This is a genomic window from Dokdonia sp. Hel_I_63 (assembly GCF_007827285.1).
Lineage (GTDB): Bacteria > Bacteroidota > Bacteroidia > Flavobacteriales > Flavobacteriaceae > Dokdonia.
In genome coordinates, this window is sequence record NZ_VISD01000001.1 from 394218 (window position 1) to 413658 (window position 19441).

Here is a 19441-nt window from a genome sequence, read left to right on the forward strand (position 1 = left end):
TTTACGCTTTCGCGAAAGCGTAACTTTAAAAATTATAAGTCGCCGCAAGTATTAAATTTCTTCCCGCAGCAGCTATACCAGATGAATATGTACGGTATCGCTGGTCTGTAATATTATCAAGATTTGCAGTAAAAGACCAACTATCTGAAAGCACATAACGGCTACCTAAACTAAGTTCATACCAGCTAGGCGAGTAAGGGTTTCCATCACTATCAAGAGCATATAAATGATCATTACTTTGCTGACTAGGAGCAAGCTCATCAAAATCAAAAGAGCCACTATAAGCCACCGAAGCATCTAGCGTCCATTTATTACTAGTCCATATTAAATGGTTATTACCAAAAAGCGGGGCCACGTGCCTAAACGGAATGTAACTACCATCTTCATCTTGTTCTACACCACTCGTATAATTAAACTGCCCTGTAAGCTTTAAGGTTTTAGAAAGCTTTGCATCTGCACCTATTTCTATACCATAAACCTCAGCTTTTGAGGCATTCTGTATTGCTTGTACGTTACTTAACTCTCCCTGATAAGATATCTCTGTTACGCCATCAAGATCAAAATCACGACGTACTAAGGCATTCTCCAGCAAGGTGTAATAACCGTTTACATCCAGCCTTAGTGCGTTAGAAAAATTGAAGTTAAATCCTAGTTCGCCATTGTAAGCATACTCAGATTTAAGATTAGGATTAGGCACTACCACAGATCCTGGCTCGCTATCAAATATCTTACCTACATCATCGATGTTAGGCGCTCTAAAGGCTGTTCCTAGGTTTGCTTTGAGGCTTACTGCCTTAGAAATTTCATGAGTGACACCTATACTTCCTGTAAGATTTCCAGTACTTAAATCTGCTTTATCAAAAGGCAGTGCAAAAAACTCGTTGTTATCAGAAAAATCAGCTGCAAGTAGTATGTGATTATATCGCAATCCAGATTGTAAGCGCGTCTTCTCTGTAAGTTCTAATTGTATGCTTCCATAAGCTGCTAGAGATTGCCATGTAGATCCGTCTGGATAGCGAGAAGCTTGATTACTTATAGTTCCCGTAGTGATATCTGTTACTTGACCATTAGATCCTACTTTATTGTGCACATACTCTAGTCCATAAAAGACTTTATTACGTTTTGATTTTAGATTTTTTGTAAAGTCTAGGCCTACAGAGAAAGCATCTACATTCTCGTCTGTTTCAAAAAAATCTGTTCCGCCAAAATCGCGATCATTTCTACTTTCCTTAGAGTTCTGATACGTAATGGTTGCTCTTGCTCGATTGTAAAAACTACCATATCCTTCTTTATCAATCTGGAGGTTAGTCATAAACCATTGCTGTGGCCCATAAAACCACTCTGCTGCTCTAAACTCTCCATCTCTTTTTCTCGTTAATCTATCATAACGATCATAATCTGATGTAGTAGCATAAATAAGACCTAGGTTAAAATCCCAAGTATCGTTAGGCCTAAAACGCACCTTTTGCATCAGATTTAAGGAGTTAAATGCAGAGCCCTTTTGTATTAAAGGATCATCATTAACCACTGCAGTATCTACACCATCTATAATTTTTACAAAATCAGTGCGTAAATAATCATCTGGGCCATGCTTCCCTTGACGCTGGTCATCATAATCTGAGTAGCTTGCACTTGTAAGGAAAGACCAGTTGCGCTTCCCTATATTAATATCAAAATGTCCTGTCTTTTCATTATTTGCAGTATTTACACGAGCAACTGCAGTGCCTGTAACCACATTAGTTTCTGTAAATGAAAGCTTAGGTTGCTTTGTATAAAAGTTCATCACTCCACCCACAGCATCACTACCATAAATTACAGATCCTGGACCTAGTAGAACCTCTGTACGATCTATAGTAAATGGATCTATTGAGATTACATTCTGCACGTTTCCTCCTCTAAAGATTGCGGTATTAAAACGCACGCCATCTAGCGTAATGAGTAGCCTATTTGTAGAGAACCCTCTTATTAAAGGACTACCTCCACCCTGCTGACTTTTTTGAACAAATACAGAGCCACTTGCTTGTAGCAAATCTGCTGCTGTTTGTGGGTTTGCGCGCTGTATATCTTCAGAAGAGATTCCTACTATCTTTTGTGGAACGTTCTTTCGGCTTTGTGCAAATTTGCTTGCAGAGAGCACAATTTCTGTAAGCTGATTATCCTTCTGCTTCAAGAAGATTCTGTTAGAAAGTGCTATAATCTGAGCTTTGCTGTATTGCGCGTCTTTATGTGCGACTTCTTGAAAATAAAGGGTTTCCGCTTTCGCGAAAGCGGTCACATCTGCTCTTCCATCAAAATCTGTGAGAGCACTTTTACTTTTATCTTTATTAAAAATAGCAACTCCTATTATAGGCTCTCGGGTATCTACATCAAGCACCGTTATTTTTTGAGCTTGTACAGAGACAACTACAAATAAGAGTAGGGTAAAAAGTATGCGCATTTTAGCTAAAAATTGAGTTGAGCACCGCTAGTGATCTAGGTTTTTTAAAACCGTGTAAATGTAACTCATAATACTGTAATAGCATGTTGAGAAAAGAGGTGCGCTGTTTTTGGTTTAGTTTGATAGAAACTAGTGCATCAAAATTTGTGCCCAAGAATAACTTTAACAACTCAATATCCTGCCCAGAACGACAGTAAATACTCGCCCCTACATTTTCAAACATCCCATCCATTAAGTTAAAGTACTCATGCTGAACCTCTGAGTCATCAGGATAAAAACCTAAGTAGCTGCTTAACTTCAAAAGAAATAACAAATGAAAATTTGCAATCGTATTATTTAAATCTAGCCATAAGCTAGCGTTCACTATAAAATCAAAGAGAGGAACGTTTTCTTCTTCCTCTTGCACAGAAGATCTAAGTACATCTGCAATAAAAAAAACAATGGCACTTTTTGCAACTTCCGTATGTAAACTTGTGTAATGCGTGACCACTTTTGCCTCGCGTATACTTTCTAAAGTTCCCTTATCCTTATGATTTGCTTCAATCTCTAAATGCGTGAGCGGCTGGAACATGGCTACACGAAGCTTACCCTTCTTTGATTTTAAAACTCCTCTAATAAGGTAAGATTTGAGTCCGCTACTTTTTGTAAAGGCTTTTACAATGAGATCTGCTTCTCCATATTTGAGTGCAGAAAATACAATGGCTTCAGTTTTTACTAGCATTATCTAATGATCATGACTTTCTCAATGGTAGTTTCTTGCAACTCTTCTGGAGGTCCCGTTATTATAATGAGGTATACTCCAGAAGCAACCTTATGTCGCCCAAAAGCGGTAGTATCCCACTCAATGCTTCCTCCCGTGGTATTTTCTTCATAAACAAGATTACCTACTAAATCTGTAATCTTCACATTAGTATTTGCAGTAAGCCCTTCTATACGTACATTACCGTTAAACCCAGGCCTTACTGGGTTTGGGTACACGAGCACTTCTTCAAGATCTTCGGCTGGTGCTGTGGAAGAGCCGTCAAAAGCTACCATACCTCTTATCGTACCAAAGTACACACTACCGGTTTCTGGATCAATTGCTACAGATTGCACTGTATTTGAAGGAAGTGGTGAGTTATCTGTAGTAAAATGAAAAATAGTTTCTTGACCATTAGGACTCACATAAAACACACCTGAATCTGCAGTGGCAAGCCACTTATTATTTGCGCCATCTACAATAATATCTGTTACTACCTGATCATTAAGTAGCTCTTGAGCAATGCCATCTTGTAATATTATAATAGCATTTGCACTTACCTGAGGATTTTCAAAGAGTTGTGAAGGACCAAATAGCACTCGCAAACCTAATCTTGTGCCTATCCAGAGCGCTCCGTTTCTATCTACAGCTAGTGATCGTATATCATCTATGGGAAGGTTTCCAGCCCCATCCTCACCTGCTAGACGAGCAAACGTATTTGTACCTGGATTAAAAGCAATAACACCTCTTCTATCTGTTCCCACAAAAATATTACCATCTGGGGTAATAGCAACTGCATCTAGGTTTGCATCTTCACCAGCAAGAATCTCTTCTGTATTAAACGGAGTAAACTGTCCGCTAGAAGAAACCCTTTGTAAGCCTAGTACAGAACGTGCATTAGTCACCCAGAAGTTTCCTTCATTATCAAATGCTCCTCCGTTTACTCTCACATCATTTGTCGTAGTGGCAACTGGTAAAAGCGGACTATTATTTTCATCATAGAGAATACTTGCAGTTTCATCTATAATCTCCACAAGTCCTCCATTAAAAGAGCTAGCATATAATCGAGACGGATCTTGATCATTAATAGCAATATGTACAAAATTACTAGCTCCAAAGAAATCTTCCTGCGGTATAAAACTCCATCCCTCTGCTCCAGAATAACGACTTATTCCTTGTCTTTTAAGTGGGAATGGATTGTATGATACCGTATAATCACCAAAAACAGACCACACAGAACCTGCGCTTGCTGCTAGGTCAAAATGAGCATTCTCTAAAGGTCCATTGGGCAATAAACGGGTTATTTCTCCCGGTGTTGTGATATCAAAGAGAGCAACACCAGACCCTAAAGTACCAATAAACACAGCGCCATCTTCCATAATTGCAGTGGTATATCTAGGGATAAAATCTTCTATAGCTCCGTAATTTTGGACTTGGATGCCAGTTACATCATATAAAAAAACACCAGCGTTAAGTGTGACTATAATATTCTCTGCACTAGATTGTAAATCTATAATGGAAGTTTGAAAATTTTGAAAAGCAGAAAAATCTAACCCATTAGATGAGGCTAAAAGACTATTATCCTCTTGTAAGTAAAGGTTATTGTCAAATTCTATAATCTTCTCAAAAGCGCCATTTCTAGTTGTCTCCCAGTTATTAAAATCTATAAGATTATCGTTTGCAACGAGTGCCCTACGCAGTCCGCCATCTGTAGTTGCCGCATAAATATATGGTTCTAGAACCGCAGTACTACCTATATCTAAAAGTCCTCCATTATTACCAATAAAATAGGAGTCATCAAACTCAAGTCTCTCTACATCATAAAGTGACACCCCAAAACCTGAAGCTATATAAACAAACCCGTTATATTCTTCAAAGTGGTTGATACGCTTGCGATCTGGTGGGATAGCTGGTTTATTAAAAATATCTACAACCGTAAGTACATCAGAAGTGTTTCCCACAATAACATCTATCACTCCATTTTCATAACCCACGAAAAGCGTGTCAAAACTCTCACTATAATATATAGAAGATATTAAATTACCAGAAAGACCATTTACCGTAGTTCGGTTTGTGGTAATACCATCTAGTGTATTATAAATAAAAACCGCATTCTCAGATGCCACATACACCTTGTCATTCCCAGAGGTGATACCTACGGTTTGATTATAAGAAAAATGAGCTGTCCAATCCTCAGAAAAATCTTGTGCCATCGTAATAGATGAAACCAAGAATACTATAAAAAGAAGACGTATGTTCACAGCAAGAAAATCTTATTTATTAAAACGATCAAATGTACAATTATTGCACTGTGAATTGAAATGAGGCATTTGCATATATCAATACGACTTTATGTAGGGTACGCTTTCGCGAAAGCGCAACAAAAAAGGGCAGCCCAAGCTACCCTTTTAAAAATTATATAAAGTAGTAATTATACTACTCCTTGTGCTAGCATTGCATCTGCTACTTTTACAAATCCTGCAACGTTTGCTCCTTTCACGTAATCTACGTAACCATCTTCATCTTTACCGTACTCAACGCATGCTTCGTGTATATCAAGCATAATGTTGTGTAACTTCTCATCTACTTCTTCTGCTGTCCAGTTGTAACGTAAACTGTTTTGTGACATTTCAAGTCCAGAAGTAGCAACTCCTCCTGCGTTTGAAGCTTTTCCAGGTGAAAACAAGATTTTTGCTTTGTGGAATACTTCAATTGCTTCTGGAGTACAAGGCATGTTTGCTCCTTCGGCAACACAGATACATCCGTTGTCTACTAATGTTTTTGCTTCATCACCGTCTAGCTCATTTTGAGTTGCACAAGGCAAAGCTACATCTACTTTTGTTCCCCAAGGTCTCTTACCTTCGTGGTACTCTGCAGAAGTGTACTTTTCTGTGTACTCGCTTATACGGCCACGCTTTTCATTTTTAAGCTCCATTATAAATGCTAGCTTCTCTGCATCAATACCATCGTTATCCACAATATATCCTCCAGAGTCTGACATAGTGATAACTCTACCACCTAATTGAGTTACTTTTTCGGTAGCATATTGAGCAACGTTTCCTGATCCAGAAACTGCAACTTTTTTACCTTCAAAAGTTTCTCCTTTGGTTTTAAGCATACTTTGTGCAAAATATACGTCTCCATATCCTGTTGCCTCTGGTCTCATTAATGAACCACCGTATGATAATCCTTTTCCAGTAAGAACTCCGGTAAATTCATTGCGAAGTTTCTTGTACTGTCCAAACATGTATCCTATCTCACGACCACCTACTCCAATATCACCCGCAGGCACATCTGTATTAGGACCTATGTGACGAGAAAGCTCGCTCATAAAGCTTTGGCAAAAACGCATTACTTCTGCATCAGATTTTCCTTTTGGATCAAAATCTGATCCACCTTTACCACCACCCATAGGTAAAGTAGTAAGGCTGTTTTTGAAAACTTGCTCAAAACCTAAAAACTTAAGGATACTAAGATTTACAGAAGGGTGGAAACGAAGCCCACCTTTATATGGACCAATAGCGCTGTTAAACTCAACACGGTATCCTCTATTTACCTGTATCTCTCCAGAATCATCTGTCCATGGAATACGAAACATAATTGTGCGCTCTGGCTCTACCATACGCTCAAGAAGTTTTTTTCCTTGGTACTTAGGATTCTTTTCTATGAAAGGTATTACAGTTTCTGCTACCTCGTGAACGGCCTGCATAAATTCAGGCTCATTCGGGTTGCTCTTAGCAACATAATCGACAAATTTTTTAATGCTGTCTGACATAAGTTTAATCTATTGTGAGAATGTATTTTACAAATCAATTTTTACTGAATACAAATATACGGTATCCGTGATTTTATGCGCATATTTTTTAGAATATCGTAATGAACAAATCAATAAGTAGGATTAAACCTACATAAAATGGAGAATATATTTAGAAATTTCGGTGTTTGACATAATTGTATATATTTGTCACACTCAAATGACCTACTTTATGAAAGCCAAGTACCTACTATTGGCATTGCTATCTTTTATGATGGTACATCAGAGCTTAAATGCTCAATTTGGATTTTCGCATGAGCTTGGCGTTATAGTGGGGCCTGTGGCATTTCAAGCTGATTATGGTGAACGCGGAAATCAAGAAACAAATATAGGGAATACAGGATTTGGGATTGGCCTCGTTCATTACCTGAATTTCTCTTACCAAGCAGATTGTAATTGCTACTCCCGATACACGTATTTTAATGATCATTTTAAAGTTCGTAATGAGATAGACTACCATTTTACAGCACTCAATAATTTTGGTCCAGAAGCAGATGATAACGATTTTGGCGGCTTGAGATTACGAAATCATGAAGGAAAAACTAGTGTTATAGAAATAGGATCTCAATTAGAATATTACCCACTCAGCATACGAGACTTTGCAGCTGGTGCTTTTAAGTTTGCTCCCTATGTAAGTTTAGGTGCTCACTTTGTTTCTTATAACCCTAGTGCAACTACTAATTTGCGCACAGACGGAAACATTTTTGGACAAGTACTTAATCCATTTACTCCAGATCCTTTTGACACGGGACCAGCTATAATTGAAGGTTTTAATGTAGGTGATGGTGAATTTGGGACGGGAATTGACACTCGACCTGGTACAACATGGGCAATTACCGGAAGTATAGGAACACGATATAAATTAGGCGTCCTCAGCGATCTTAATTTAGACTTAAGATGGCATTACTATGGTTCTAACTGGGTAGATGGTCTTAACCCAGATCCAAGACCTGTAAACAAAGTTAATGATTGGATATTCTGGATGAATGTAGGTTATATTTATTATCTGGATTAAAATATCAAAAAGAAAAAGCACAAAAGCGACTTTAAAATTTTTAAAGTCGCTTTTGTATTTACAGAAGTTAGTTTTCTAGTGCCTGTTTAAGATCTGCTATCAGGTCTTCTTCATCTTCAATACCTACACTCAATCTCACTAAAGAATCTTTAATTCCAAGTTTTTCTCGGTCATCTTTAGGGATAGAACCATGCGTCATTGAAGCAGGATGACCCGCAAGTGACTCCACACCTCCTAGACTTTCGGCGAGCGTGAAAATGCGTAGCTTCTCCGCAAAGCTTACAGCACCCGCTAGCGAATCTTGCTTAGTAGTAAATGATATCATCGCTCCATAGTCTTTCATCTGTCTTTTGGCAATATGATGATTAGGATGATCTTCAAAGCCAGGCCAGTATACTTTATCAACCATAGGATGAGACTTAAGATAGTGAGCAACAGCCTTGCCATTCTCGCAGTGTCGTTGCATACGCACATGCAATGTTTTTATACCACGCAATGCCAAGAAGCTATCTTGAGGTCCACTTATGGCCCCGCTTGCATTTTGTATAAAATATAATCTATCTGCTAGCTCCTTATCTTTTACAATAAGAGCACCCATAACCAGATCGCTATGACCTCCTAAATACTTTGTAACACTATGCATCACAATATCTGCACCTAAGTCTAGTGGTAATTGCAAATAAGGGGTTGCAAATGTATTATCTACCGCAAAGAGCACCTTATGCTTTTTTGATATTGATGAAACTGCCTCGATATCAATAATACTCATCATCGGGTTTGTAGGTGTTTCTACCCAAATGAGCTTTGTTTTTGTATTTATATATGCCTCTATATTCTTTACATCTTGCATTCCAACAAAGTGGAACTTTATGCCAAAACCTTCAAATATCTTAGTAAAAAGCCGATACGTACCACCATAAAGGTCACTCGTTGAGACCACCTCATCACCCGGCTTGAGCAATTTCATTATTGCATCTATTGCAGCAAGTCCAGAAGCAAAAGCGATTCCGTATTCTCCATTTTCTATACTCGCAAGCGACTGCTCAAGTGCGTGACGCGTTGGGTTTGCAGAGCGACTATATTCATATCCCTTATGACCGCCAGGCGTAGATTGCGCATAAGTAGAAGTTTGGTATATGGGAGGCATCACAGACCCATAAGCCTTATCTGGGTGCTGTTTACCATGTATTGTCTTAGTATTAAATTTCATTGTAGTGTTTTTTAAGTAAAAAAGCTCTTTCTCCTTACCTGCTAAGAAATATAAAAATACAATAACTGATCACAAGCCATCATGATTATAAGAAGGAGTGGTCTCCTAGTATATGTTGCTTTTATTTTGAGAGCATATCAACTACCTTTATCTTATGAAAAAACTGCTTCCTTCCATACTTGTAATTATTCTTTTTATAAGCTGCGAAAAGACAATCACCTATACATCTAGTACAGATAGTTATTCTACAAAAGATTTCACTATTTGCAATAGCCAGCCTTGTCCAGAGATTATGTTATCTGTTCTGCATATGGAAACACCAGAAGAAGCTGCTATCACCGTTAATAACTGGGTTCAAACTTCTACTATAAACACACTGTATAACGAGACAGAAAGTTTACCTAACTCTATCAATGATGCCATTGAACTCTATATTAACAACTCACAAATATCATATCCGGAAACGACAGAACTTTCGGACGCTCATGAAATCACTATAGATTCTGCGATATCATTTGGTTCTAACAACTTACTATCTATAGTATTTTATTCATATCAATTTATGGGTGGTGCGAGTGGTTTTGACAACGAAATGTATCTCAATATCAATCCACAAACTGGAGAAGAATATAGTGATGATGAATTGCTCGATGATGATTTTTACGCTTTCGCGAAAGCGCAATTTGAAAAAGAATATCCGCAAGAAACATTTCACGTCACCCCATCAAACCTTCCCGATAGCTACCTAAAAGAAGTAGGATTTACCGAAGAAGGTATTGTTCTTATTTATAATGATATGGGTGTATCCTCATTTAATATGGAGGACAAGCAGATTACAATCCCATGGGAGCTTTCTCAAGATTACCTTAACCTTTAACGAGTTTTGATAGTTGGATAATACAACCTAGGTGTAATCCTTCATGAAAATTATTAAAATCAAGCCCATGCTCTACTTTTGACAATGTTCCGCCTGTGGTAGAAAGCGTATATTCTTTAAAGTCTTTAAAAATACCCGCCTCATAATCTTTTTGAAGTGTCTTAAGAGTATCAAAAAGCATCTCGTGTATAAGGCTTAGCTCCTCTTGAGTTACATCTTTTTCTGGCTTTGTACCCTTCTTATAACTATTAATAAACTCCATAGATACAGACGGTGTGAGACCAGAAAGTCCGTAGGTAAGAAGTTGTTGTGTTGCGATGCTATGACCTATATTCCAGATAATATTATTGTTTAAACCATCAGGTATCTTATTAAGCTCTTCAAGTGTGTGACTCTTAATAAAACGCTCTAGAAGGTGACGGTTTTTTAGACAAATATCAAAGGTGTATTCCATTAGGTTTAATTTTTTCTAAAAATAATCCATTTTGGTAGAGATAGGCGGTATTTTTATAATGTAATTGAAATACACCACCTTATTTTGAAGAAAATCTACCACCTCTCTACCTGTAATACTTGCCAGCGCATTATTTCTGAAATTAATCCTAGTGATGATGTCATTATGCAAGACATTAAATCTGAGCCTATGACGTTATCTCAAGTAGAAGAGATGAAAGAAATGGAAGGGTCTTATGAAGCTCTTTTCAGTAAGCGAGCACAATTGTATCGTAAACGCGGTCTTAATGAACAGACACTATCTGAAGAGGATTATAAAAATCTCATTCTAGAGCACTACACATTTTTAAAACGACCTGTAATGATTGTAAATGATGCAATATTTGTGGGAAACAGCAAAAAAGTAGTGGCTGCTGCGGTTGAAGCATTTGCAAAATAAAAAACTATGAGCAAGCGTCATCTCGCCTTTCTTGCAGCCTTTGGCGCTAGTTTTATTTACGGTATTAATCACACGCTAGCAAAGGATTTGATGCCTACCTATATCCAGGCATATGGATTTATTATGCTTAGGGTTCTAGGAGCAGCGGTTCTATTCTGGATTACAAGTTTATTTTTTCCTTCAGAAAAGATAGAACGTAAAGACTGGTGGCGTATGCTACTTTGCGCACTCTTTGGGATGACCATAAACATGCTGATGTTTTTTAAAGGTTTGCAATTATCTACTCCCATAAATAGTAGTGTGGTAATCACACTATCTCCCGTCATATTGCTTGTGCTTTCTGCTATATTTTTAAAGGAAAAGATCACTTGGCTTAAAGGTTCTGGTATTGCTATAGGCCTTGTAGGCGCCTTGGTTTTAATTCTTTTTGGTGCAAAAACACAAGAAAATGCCCCTAACATTACGCTAGGTAACATGCTCTTTATGATTAATGCTACCGCATACTCTGTTTATTTAATTCTAGTAAAACCACTCACTGCAAAGTACTCGTCTATTACTTTAATGAAATGGTTTTTCCTTATTGCGGTATTTACAAACGCCCCTATCGGACTTCCGCAATTTCTGGAAGTATCATGGAGTACTTTACCTCCTAATGTCATAGGAGTTATGGCTTTTGTGGTAGTTGGTACGACCTATCTTACCTATCTTTTTAATGTGTTTGCTTTAAAACAGCTTAAACCATCTACCATAGGTGCATTTATATACCTGCAACCTCTTATTGCAACCATAGTAGCTATTATCTTGGGTGCAGATACGCTTACTACTATTAGGATTGTTGCTGCTGCACTTATTTTCTTAGGTGTATATTTAAGTACTAAACGAAAAAAAGCAATTGCCTAAAATCATCACTCAAGAGTACTTTACTATAAACGACATCCCTGACACGACCTTCATAGAGTTAGGTTGTGATCAAACCTTTTACTTTTCAAAACTATTTTTGGCTTCTTTTGAAGAGGCAAATAGCACGATAGATTATCGATATTTGGTTTTCACGAGTAAAGAGCAACCTATCGCTATTGCTATTCTCCAGCGGGTACGTGTCTCTCTTGAAGGCGCACCGAGCAATCTTCCCTACTATCAAAAACTAGCCAAATCTGTACAATGCTACCTAAGCAATAAAAAAACGCACATTCTAGTTTGTGGAAACGTTTTCCTAAGCGGTGAGTATGGAATGTGGATCAAAAAAGGAATAGATAGGAGACGTATATATAATACGCTTTCGCGAAAGCTTAAAACACTACAAAAAACCACTAAGTCAAGTGTTTGTTTTTTAAAAGACTTTAATGCCACACAAGACACCGCTGCAAGTGTAGTAGAAAAACAGCACTTTCAATCATTTGCCGTCGAACCTAACATGCACATACATGTTACTTGGAAAAATTTTGAGGAATATAAAGGCTCTTTAAAATCAAAATACCGTATAAAAGTTAATAAGGCAGACTCGTCTAGTAACGCTCTTGTAAAGACTTCACTTACCGCAAACGAAATAAGAACCCATAAAGAAAAACTTAAATCCTTATATCTAGATGTTGCAGAGAAAGCCTTGTTTAACACTGCTTTTATTGACATTGAAACCTACGCATTACTTAAAGAGCGGTTTCCCGAAAATGTAATCATTAGCACCTATAGTAAGAAAGGGGAAATAGTAGGATTTTCAACCGCTTTTTTACATAACGAACAGCTCAGTGCTCATTATGTGGGGATTGATTATACTACAAATAAAACAGATGCCATCTACCCAAGAATGTTAAACGATTATATTCGATTAGGTCTTTTACTAGGGGTGAAAGACATTAACTTAGGTAGAACTGCATCTGAAATCAAAAGTACTCTAGGAGCAATACCAGAGCACTTAAGGTGTTATATAAAACACCGTCGTACTGTAGCAAATATGTTTTTTAAACCATTTATACGCCAGATTAAAATGACGGAATATAAACAGCATAATCCATTTAAAAATTAAATTCGGTAGCATGTACTAAGCGTAAATATTATTATATTTTATTAAGTGATCGTTATCAATCTACACTAATATTGAAAAGTTAAATTAAGCTTCTATAGGTTTGACCTCCGTCAAAATCTCAGCAAACTCCCCTCACAACTATGTTTTTGTAAACTAGATATTGCTAAATATAGTAAATAAGTGTTAAAATTTTTAACACTTATTTTAAAATTAACATAATTAGTACACATATTTCTAAAAAAAACTTCACTACATTTATTGCTAACAACTTAAAATCAAATACTTATGAAAACTAATGAAATTGCAAATAATTTAGTGAGCTGGTGTAATGAAGGGAATTATGAACGTTGCTATAAGGAATTATACAGCCCTAATATTGTAAGTTTAGAACCAGCTTGGGCAGAAAACGCGCGTGCAGAAGGAATGCAAGAAGTTGCAAAGAAAGGAGAATGGTGGGAAAACACTTTTGAAGTACACAGCAGTAAAGCAAGCGAGCCTACAGTAGCAGATAATTGGTTTTCTGTGCGTTTTGATATGGATACTACACATAAACCTAGTCAGCAGCGTTCACAAACATCTGAGCTTGCCGTATATCAAGTAAAAGATGGAAAAATTGTACAGGAGCAGTTTTTCTATGATATGCCTGGACAATAAATAAAAAATCCCGGGTTTATAATGCGTTTGTACATTGTATACCCGGGATTTCATTATTATGCCTGCTATTACTTATCTATAGGCATTTGCCCATGTGAGCGCATGTCTTCCTTAGTAAGGACTTTAAAGTCTGGTGTTTTTGGTGCATTTTCGAGCATAGGCGTTAATGCTTCTGGTAGTCCGATGGTTTTACGTGTAGTAAGATCAATCCAAGCTCCCATCATGCTTCCGCGAGCTAGGTTTCTACCTTTGTAATCATAAAAATTGTGTACAAACTTGAAGAACATACCATCTTCACTAGCCCCACCTAGTTCAAACGTTACGGTAATAGGCTTGCCTTGAAAAGCTTCTTTAAAGAAGAACAACTGCTCGTGAAAAATTACTGGGCCTATATTATGAGTTACCATTTCTCGTTGACTTAGTCCATTCTCAATCATATAGCCCATACGAGTATGAGACATAAAATTTACATATGCAGAGTTTGCTAGATGACGATTTGCATCTATATCACTCCATCGTATGTCAAATTCCTTCGTGTACATATTATAATTATTTAATGCGCTTATGCGCTATAGTTAGTGCTGTTTAGTTTGTAAAATTACAATTTCAAAATCTTATATCACCTTAAGAATAGGTTAAGAATCCGGACGCAATACCCTAAGCGCGTTCTGTACAATTTGCTGTAAAATATCGCGATTTCTCAAAAACATTCCTGTAGTACGTATTCCTTGAAAAGTGCAGAATAGAAAATAAGCATACTGTGATGCAGACTGCTTTGTGTTTATGAGTTGTGCGTCTTGTCCTTCTTGCACTAAGCCTTTAAAAAACTCTATTCTGTGATCTTGCATCTTCTCGAGATAATCTCTTATTGACTCGTCCTCCCTACTAAGCTCCACTTTACAATTTATACTAAAGCAACCTCTTCCTTGCGTATCTTTTTCAATCTCGTCTATAAAATTTTCAAATACAAAACGAATTCCCTCTAGCGGATTAGATGCTCGTACTAAAGCATTTGTACAAATCTTTTCATTTTCTTCTTGGTACTGTATTAATAAGGTTTTATAAATGGCTTTTTTATTGCCAAACGAATTGTATATACTCGACCTATTAAGTCCCGTAACTTCTACAAGATTACTCATACTCGTACCGTTATATCCTTTTCGCCAAAACAAATCTCTTGCTTTTGCTAGTACAATTTCTCTATCAAAATCTTCGGTTCTAGGCATTTTGTGAGGTTATAATCTTGATAAATATAATTGGAATGTTTGTTTCACAAAAAAAAAACATTAAATAAAACTACTTTCTATAGCTTTGATTATTACGCTTTCGCGAAAGCTTAATTGTACCTATTTTTATAATCTCTTAATAGTCTTTTACTAATAGTACACCACCTTACATAATGCCCATTGTACCCTCACGTTTTCGCGCAAGCGGACTTTTTAAAGATCCACATTTCTCCACCATTTATTCTGCAAAGATTAGACGTGTAAAGGGGATCACGCAAACTCGTGAGCGTATGGAACTTCCAGATAGGGATTATATAGATATAGACTGGACACTAGCCGCAACACCACAGGGAGACAACATTAAAAAAGTTGCAGTATTGCTACATGGACTTGAGGGAGACGCACAGCGACCATACATACTAGGCACCGCAAAGTTGTTGAGCAATCATGGTTATGATGTGGCTGCTATAAACTTTAGAGGGTGCAGTGGTAGCCAGAATAGATTGTATAGATCATACCACAGCGGCGATACCGGCGATATTAGGTTTGTAGTAAACGCTCTTGTTACTAAGGGTTATAGCCATATTAACCTATATGGAGTAAGTCTAGGAGGCAATGCCGTGCTCAAGTATCTAGGAGAACAAGATGATATCCCTTCACAAGTGACATGTGCTGCTTGCATAGGTGTTCCAGCAGATCTTAAAGCTTCTCTTGAACAACTTACAAAAAGGGAAAATATCATTTATCGCACATCATTTTTAGTACACCTTAGAGCTAAGTATCGCAAGAAGATGCAACAGTTTCCTGATAAGATGAATAAGGAAGAATATAAAAAAATCAATAGCTTAAAACGTTTTGACGATTTGTATACCGCACCGGCACATGGCTTTGAGGATGCTCTTGATTATTATGCTCGAGCAAGCAGCTTTGACTACCTTGATAAGATTACTGTACCTACCCTTATTCTCAATGCAAAGAATGATAGCTTTCTTCACGGTGATTGCTATCCTATAGCACAGGCAAAAAACTCTAATATTATACACTTAGAAATGCCAGACCATGGAGGTCATGTAGGATTCTATATGAAAGGAGAATTTTACTATAATGAACTGCGTACGCTAGAGTTTTTTCAAAAAAATATGGAGTAAAAAGTAAGCGTTAGTTATCTTTATATTAATAAACAAAACTATAAATTATGAGAATTAAAGGATTTCTAGCAGTGATTGCACTTGCTACTATAATGGTAAGTTGTGGTGAAGGAGAAAAAAAAGAAACTAAAGAGGCTGTAAAAATAGGATCAAAAAAAGCTGCTACAAAAGCAGATGAGAACACTGTAAATCTAGCACTTGCAGGTAATGACCTCATGAAATATGACAAGAGCGAGCTTAAGGCAAAGGCTGGACAAGAAGTAACTCTTACCTTTCGCCATACTGGAAAAATAGGGATTAAAGTTATGGGACACAACTTTGTATTGCTTAAACAAGGTACGTCAATACCAGAATTTTCGGCAGCAGCAGCTACCGCTGGTGAAGCAAAAGACTGGATTGCAAATGAAGACCAGATTATAGCACACACAAAAATGATAGGTGGTGGCCAGACTACCTCTGTAACATTTACTGCTCCAGCAGCTGGGACTTATGACTTTATCTGTAGTTTCCCTGGACACTCTGGATTAATGAAAGGAAAGTTTATTGTGGAGTAAATCACACCACATGTAAATTAAAAAAAGCCATCACGAGTTGTAACTCTTGATGGCTTTTTTCATTACTCTATATTCTTCTATAGTAAACCGAATGTCAATTAATACGACGGTTTGCGTCTGTTTGCTTTCTTTTCAGATTGCACTTTTTTAGCGTTAAGGCGTTTAAGCTTTGCCATCTTAGAAGGGCGTTTCTTTATTCTAATCTTAGGTCTTTGTACAGCTACCTCTAGCAGTGCAAACAGACGTTTTATCACGTCCTCTTTGTTTTTGTGCTGACTACGTGAGGTTTGAGAAGCGAGCAGCAACACCCCTTCTTTTGTAACCCTATGAGCAAGTTTTTCTTTGAGTAACTCAAGCTCTACCTCTGTTACTGCAGCAGATTCATACATAGCCCAAGATAACTCTACTCTTGAACTTGTTTTATTTGCATGCTGTCCTCCAGGGCCGCTACTTCTCGTTGCCTTAAATGTAAGTTCGGTAAGTAGTAGCTCCTTATTCATTAATTTTTATTTCTTCTACATCGTTCACTGCAATAAATTACTTCATTCCAGTTTTTCTCCCACTTCTTTCGCCATGCAAAGGGTCTTTCACAAACGGGACATACTTTTGTAGGAAGGTGCTGTTTTTTCAAAATATGGCTTATCTATATTGTAATTTGAGATTATCAAGCATGATTTTAGTGATGGCATCAAGGTCAAATTTATGTCCCCATCCCCAATCCTTTCTCGCTTCACTATCATCTATGGATCCCGGCCAAGAGTCTGCAATGGCTTGTCTAAAATCTGGTTCATATTCGATTTCAAACTCAGGAATTACTTTTTGAATACTTTGAGCTACATCTTCTGGCGCAAAGCTTACTCCTGCAAGATTATATGATGAGCGTATTTTTACATCCTTTTTAGGAGCATCCATGATATCTATAGTTGCTCTAATTGCATCCTCCATATACATCATAGGTAACACTGTTCCCTCCTGCAAGAAACAACGGTAGTTACCATGTTTAAGTGCTCTGTGGTATATATCTACTGCATAATCTGTAGTTCCTCCACCAGGTTCTGTTGTATAACTTATAAGTCCTGGATAGCGTATGCTTCTCACATCTACGCCATATTTTTTGTGATAATACTCACACCAGCGTTCCCCAGTTTGTTTTGATATTCCATACACGGTTGATGGTTCCATAACCGTAAGTTGGGGAGTATTTTCTGAAGGAGTAGTATCTCCAAAAACAGCAATACTAGATGGCCAAAATACTTTCTTTACCTTCTTATCCTTTGCCAAGTTCAAGATATGGAATAGCGAAGTCATATTAAGATGCCAAGCTTTGGCAGGAAAACGCTCTGCAATTGCAGATAACATAGCCGCCATTAAATAAACTGTATCAATTTTATATCTAAAAATCACGTCTTCTACCGCTGCAAAGTCTGTAGCATCCAGCAGCTCAAAGTGCCCCTCACTCATAAGCTCTTCATTTCCTTCTCTGATGTCACTGGCTACAACCTTATCTGCACCAAACCTATTGCGTAAAGTGATGGTAAGCTCCGTTCCTATCTGGCCGCAAGCCCCTATGATGAGTATTCTAGATTTCATATTGTGTATTTTAGTGTTACGCTTTCGCGAAAGCGTTTGCAAACTTAATCATAAATATTGCGCGTGTATAACCAATTACCCTACTTTTGTTAAGCACTCAGTATAAGATTTTATGAAACAGTTACTTCCTATTTTAATTATTATATCAATTATTTTTACCGCCTCGTGTAGTCAAAAAAAAGCTTCTCAAAAACCAAAAGAGACTGTAACATTAGTGGGAAATGACACCATACAGCTTCCTACTCCAAAAAATTTAAAAGCTAGTATAAGACTTACAGCACAAGCACGAGAAGGGGTGAAAAACTGGTCCTTTTATAATGACCTTTCTTCGTCTATAGACAGCCTTCATACAAATACACTTGGAGAATTACGCAAACAACTAATTGGTTTAGATGCGCTTTATATTCGATTAGAAGAAGCAGAAGAGGCTGTAGCACCAGTCACTCCAGAAGCAGTACAGACTAAAGCGGTAAATGCACGCCTTGTTGCTATAGAAACAAAAGTTAAAACCTTGCAGAATAGCGCACACTTGAACACTCTTGTCCCAGAAGAAATCTCTAAGAAAACAGGCGAACTTTTTAATGCATACCAAGATCTCAATTTACAACTCAACGAACTTTTTAATACTAGTTTTAAAGATTTACTAGAGGAGATAAAACAAGAAAATGAACAGGCTGCTAGTCAAAAGGCAGACGAGCAAACACTTAACTAAAATGAAAATCTTATTTATATTTTTTTCAATAATTGCAGGCACAACGTACGGTCAAAACACCTCCCTTGTAAAAGATGATGTAAAAGTCTCACTTGATTTATGGCATAAAGCAGCAGGAGATGCAGATTTTGAAGCATATTTTGAATTAATGACAGACGACGCCGTTTTTGTTGGAACCGACGCTACAGAAAACTGGAATGTTCAGCAATTTAAGTTATATGCAAAACCTCATTTTGATGCTGGTAGAGCATGGAGTTTTACCACAATAGAACGAAACATCTATGTTTCAAACAATAGCGCGAAATTAGCATGGTTTGATGAGCTATTAAGTACTCAAATGGGTGTATGTAGAGGTTCTGGTATTGTTCAAAAAGTAGATGGTAAATGGAAAGTAAAGCATTATGTATTATCCATCGCCGTTCCAAATGAAAATGTAGCAGCACTTACTGCTCTTAAAAAGCAATGGGATACTAATTACATAAAGAGTATCTCTAATAAATTTTAAAACCTTAACATAAGAGTATATTTATAAATTTTTTCACAGTTTTTT

21 protein-coding genes are annotated in these 19441 nt (G+C 37.2%); 10 read left to right on the forward strand and 11 right to left on the reverse strand.

Going from position 1 to position 19441, the window contains the following annotated elements:
- Positions 1-25: 25 nt before the first annotated feature.
- From JM84_RS01705 to gdhA, 4 genes are all read right to left on the reverse strand, one after another.
- The gene (locus tag JM84_RS01705) at positions 26-2437 is read right to left on the reverse strand and encodes a TonB-dependent receptor plug domain-containing protein (protein ID WP_144782449.1); all 2412 of its coding nucleotides are present in this window, start codon (positions 2435-2437) and stop codon (positions 26-28) included.
- A gap of 1 nt (position 2438) precedes the next feature.
- On the reverse strand, positions 2439-3158 hold the full coding sequence (gene recO / locus JM84_RS01710; RefSeq protein ID WP_108877348.1) for a DNA repair protein RecO: 720 nt from the start codon (positions 3156-3158) through the stop codon (positions 2439-2441).
- A complete protein-coding gene (locus JM84_RS01715; protein ID WP_144782451.1) occupies positions 3158-5437 on the reverse strand; it encodes a two-component regulator propeller domain-containing protein in 2280 nt (759 codons plus the stop codon). Before JM84_RS01715 ends, recO begins: the two co-directional genes overlap by 1 nt.
- 170 nt (positions 5438-5607) lie before the next feature.
- Entirely contained in the window at positions 5608-6951 is a 1344-nt protein-coding gene (gene gdhA / locus JM84_RS01720) for an NADP-specific glutamate dehydrogenase (RefSeq protein ID WP_144782453.1), read from the reverse strand.
- 211 nt (positions 6952-7162) lie between these two features.
- Between gdhA and JM84_RS01725 the strand changes: the two genes are divergently transcribed.
- On the forward strand, positions 7163-8005 hold the full coding sequence (locus tag JM84_RS01725) for a THC0290_0291 family protein (RefSeq protein ID WP_013750795.1): 843 nt from the start codon (positions 7163-7165) through the stop codon (positions 8003-8005).
- A 67-nt stretch (positions 8006-8072) separates the two neighbouring features.
- Here the strand turns inward: JM84_RS01725 and JM84_RS01730 are convergent, their stop codons facing one another.
- Positions 8073-9215, reverse strand: coding sequence for a cystathionine gamma-synthase (locus JM84_RS01730; protein WP_144782455.1), 1143 nt, complete (start codon positions 9213-9215; stop codon positions 8073-8075).
- Positions 9216-9369: 154 nt separating this feature from the next.
- Here JM84_RS01730 and JM84_RS01735 point away from each other — a divergent pair, with 154 nt between their 5' ends.
- Positions 9370-10092, forward strand: coding sequence for a DUF4163 domain-containing protein (locus tag JM84_RS01735; protein ID WP_144782457.1), 723 nt, complete (start codon positions 9370-9372; stop codon positions 10090-10092).
- Here the strand turns inward: JM84_RS01735 and JM84_RS01740 are convergent.
- Complete coding sequence (locus JM84_RS01740) at positions 10082-10546, reverse strand: DinB family protein (protein ID WP_144782460.1); 465 nt, start codon at positions 10544-10546, stop codon at positions 10082-10084. The two genes, JM84_RS01735 and JM84_RS01740, sit on opposite strands and share 11 nt — an antisense overlap.
- An 84-nt stretch (positions 10547-10630) precedes the next feature.
- Between JM84_RS01740 and JM84_RS01745 the strand changes: the two genes are divergently transcribed.
- The 4 genes from JM84_RS01745 to JM84_RS01760 all read left to right on the forward strand — a co-directional run bounded on the left by JM84_RS01745 (position 10631) and on the right by JM84_RS01760 (position 13661).
- Positions 10631-10984 (forward strand): arsenate reductase family protein, encoded by a 354-nt coding sequence (locus JM84_RS01745; RefSeq protein ID WP_013750791.1) that lies wholly within the window; start codon positions 10631-10633, stop codon positions 10982-10984.
- Positions 10985-10990: 6 nt separating this feature from the next.
- Positions 10991-11884, forward strand: a complete 894-nt coding sequence (locus tag JM84_RS01750) for a DMT family transporter (RefSeq protein WP_144782462.1) — start codon at positions 10991-10993, stop codon at positions 11882-11884.
- A complete protein-coding gene (locus JM84_RS01755; RefSeq protein ID WP_013750789.1) occupies positions 11877-13007 on the forward strand; it encodes a peptidogalycan biosysnthesis protein in 1131 nt (376 codons plus the stop codon). The genes JM84_RS01750 and JM84_RS01755 overlap by 8 nt, the downstream gene beginning before the upstream one ends.
- A gap of 285 nt (positions 13008-13292) precedes the next feature.
- Positions 13293-13661 carry a nuclear transport factor 2 family protein gene (locus JM84_RS01760; protein ID WP_013750788.1) on the forward strand — a complete coding sequence of 123 codons (369 nt, stop codon included), beginning with the start codon at positions 13293-13295 and terminating at the stop codon, positions 13659-13661.
- Between the two features lie 68 nt (positions 13662-13729).
- On the opposite strand, the gene JM84_RS01765 is transcribed toward JM84_RS01760, so the two are convergent.
- Entirely contained in the window at positions 13730-14203 is a 474-nt protein-coding gene (locus tag JM84_RS01765; RefSeq protein WP_013750787.1) for an acyl-CoA thioesterase, read from the reverse strand.
- A 93-nt stretch (positions 14204-14296) separates the two neighbouring features.
- Positions 14297-14887, reverse strand: coding sequence for a TetR/AcrR family transcriptional regulator (locus tag JM84_RS01770; protein ID WP_013750786.1), 591 nt, complete (start codon positions 14885-14887; stop codon positions 14297-14299).
- 173 nt (positions 14888-15060) lie between these two features.
- Here JM84_RS01770 and JM84_RS01775 point away from each other — a divergent pair, with 173 nt between their 5' ends.
- Both JM84_RS01775 and azu read left to right on the forward strand, forming a co-directional pair.
- Positions 15061-16035, forward strand: a complete 975-nt coding sequence (locus JM84_RS01775; RefSeq protein ID WP_013750785.1) for a YheT family hydrolase — start codon at positions 15061-15063, stop codon at positions 16033-16035.
- Positions 16036-16082: 47 nt separating this feature from the next.
- A complete protein-coding gene (gene azu / locus JM84_RS01780; RefSeq protein ID WP_013750784.1) occupies positions 16083-16589 on the forward strand; it encodes an azurin in 507 nt (168 codons plus the stop codon).
- A 98-nt stretch (positions 16590-16687) separates the two neighbouring features.
- Here azu and arfB read toward each other — a convergent pair whose 3' ends face one another.
- From arfB to JM84_RS01795, 3 genes are read right to left on the reverse strand one after another with little or no spacing between them, the layout of a single operon-like run.
- The gene (gene arfB, locus JM84_RS01785) at positions 16688-17089 is read right to left on the reverse strand and encodes an alternative ribosome rescue aminoacyl-tRNA hydrolase ArfB (protein ID WP_013750783.1); all 402 of its coding nucleotides are present in this window, start codon (positions 17087-17089) and stop codon (positions 16688-16690) included.
- Positions 17089-17220, reverse strand: a complete 132-nt coding sequence (locus JM84_RS01790) for a DUF2256 domain-containing protein (RefSeq protein WP_013750782.1) — start codon at positions 17218-17220, stop codon at positions 17089-17091. Before JM84_RS01790 ends, arfB begins: the two co-directional genes overlap by 1 nt.
- 8 nt (positions 17221-17228) lie before the next feature.
- Positions 17229-18179 (reverse strand): NAD-dependent epimerase/dehydratase family protein, encoded by a 951-nt coding sequence (locus JM84_RS01795; RefSeq protein ID WP_013750781.1) that lies wholly within the window; start codon positions 18177-18179, stop codon positions 17229-17231.
- Between the two features lie 112 nt (positions 18180-18291).
- On the opposite strand from JM84_RS01795, the gene JM84_RS01800 reads away from it, so the two are divergent.
- On the forward strand, positions 18292-18891 hold the full coding sequence (locus tag JM84_RS01800; RefSeq protein WP_013750780.1) for a hypothetical protein: 600 nt from the start codon (positions 18292-18294) through the stop codon (positions 18889-18891).
- Between the two features lies 1 nt (position 18892).
- Entirely contained in the window at positions 18893-19396 is a 504-nt protein-coding gene (locus JM84_RS01805) for a nuclear transport factor 2 family protein (RefSeq protein WP_013750779.1), read from the forward strand.
- Positions 19397-19441: the final 45 nt, after the last annotated feature.

What these genes read in the sequence shown, in the direction of transcription:
- JM84_RS01730 (WP_144782455.1), bottom strand. Translation starts at nt 9,215, where the DNA reads ATGAAATTTAATACTAAGACAATACATGGTAAACAGCACCCAGATAAG.
- JM84_RS01805 (WP_013750779.1), top strand. Translation starts at nt 18,893, where the DNA reads ATGAAAATCTTATTTATATTTTTTTCAATAATTGCAGGCACAACGTAC.
- JM84_RS01770 (WP_013750786.1), bottom strand. Translation starts at nt 14,887, where the DNA reads ATGCCTAGAACCGAAGATTTTGATAGAGAAATTGTACTAGCAAAAGCA.
- JM84_RS01795 (WP_013750781.1), bottom strand. Translation starts at nt 18,179, where the DNA reads ATGAAATCTAGAATACTCATCATAGGGGCTTGCGGCCAGATAGGAACG.
- JM84_RS01750 (WP_144782462.1), top strand. Translation starts at nt 10,991, where the DNA reads ATGAGCAAGCGTCATCTCGCCTTTCTTGCAGCCTTTGGCGCTAGTTTT.
- azu (WP_013750784.1), top strand. Translation starts at nt 16,083, where the DNA reads ATGAGAATTAAAGGATTTCTAGCAGTGATTGCACTTGCTACTATAATG.
- JM84_RS01800 (WP_013750780.1), top strand. Translation starts at nt 18,292, where the DNA reads ATGAAACAGTTACTTCCTATTTTAATTATTATATCAATTATTTTTACC.
- JM84_RS01735 (WP_144782457.1), top strand. Translation starts at nt 9,370, where the DNA reads ATGAAAAAACTGCTTCCTTCCATACTTGTAATTATTCTTTTTATAAGC.
- gdhA (WP_144782453.1), bottom strand. Translation starts at nt 6,951, where the DNA reads ATGTCAGACAGCATTAAAAAATTTGTCGATTATGTTGCTAAGAGCAAC.
- JM84_RS01775 (WP_013750785.1), top strand. Translation starts at nt 15,061, where the DNA reads ATGCCCATTGTACCCTCACGTTTTCGCGCAAGCGGACTTTTTAAAGAT.
- JM84_RS01740 (WP_144782460.1), bottom strand. Translation starts at nt 10,546, where the DNA reads ATGGAATACACCTTTGATATTTGTCTAAAAAACCGTCACCTTCTAGAG.
- arfB (WP_013750783.1), bottom strand. Translation starts at nt 17,089, where the DNA reads ATGAATAAGGAGCTACTACTTACCGAACTTACATTTAAGGCAACGAGA.
- recO (WP_108877348.1), bottom strand. Translation starts at nt 3,158, where the DNA reads ATGCTAGTAAAAACTGAAGCCATTGTATTTTCTGCACTCAAATATGGA.
- JM84_RS01725 (WP_013750795.1), top strand. Translation starts at nt 7,163, where the DNA reads ATGAAAGCCAAGTACCTACTATTGGCATTGCTATCTTTTATGATGGTA.
- JM84_RS01705 (WP_144782449.1), bottom strand. Translation starts at nt 2,437, where the DNA reads ATGCGCATACTTTTTACCCTACTCTTATTTGTAGTTGTCTCTGTACAA.
- JM84_RS01765 (WP_013750787.1), bottom strand. Translation starts at nt 14,203, where the DNA reads ATGTACACGAAGGAATTTGACATACGATGGAGTGATATAGATGCAAAT.
- JM84_RS01760 (WP_013750788.1), top strand. Translation starts at nt 13,293, where the DNA reads ATGAAAACTAATGAAATTGCAAATAATTTAGTGAGCTGGTGTAATGAA.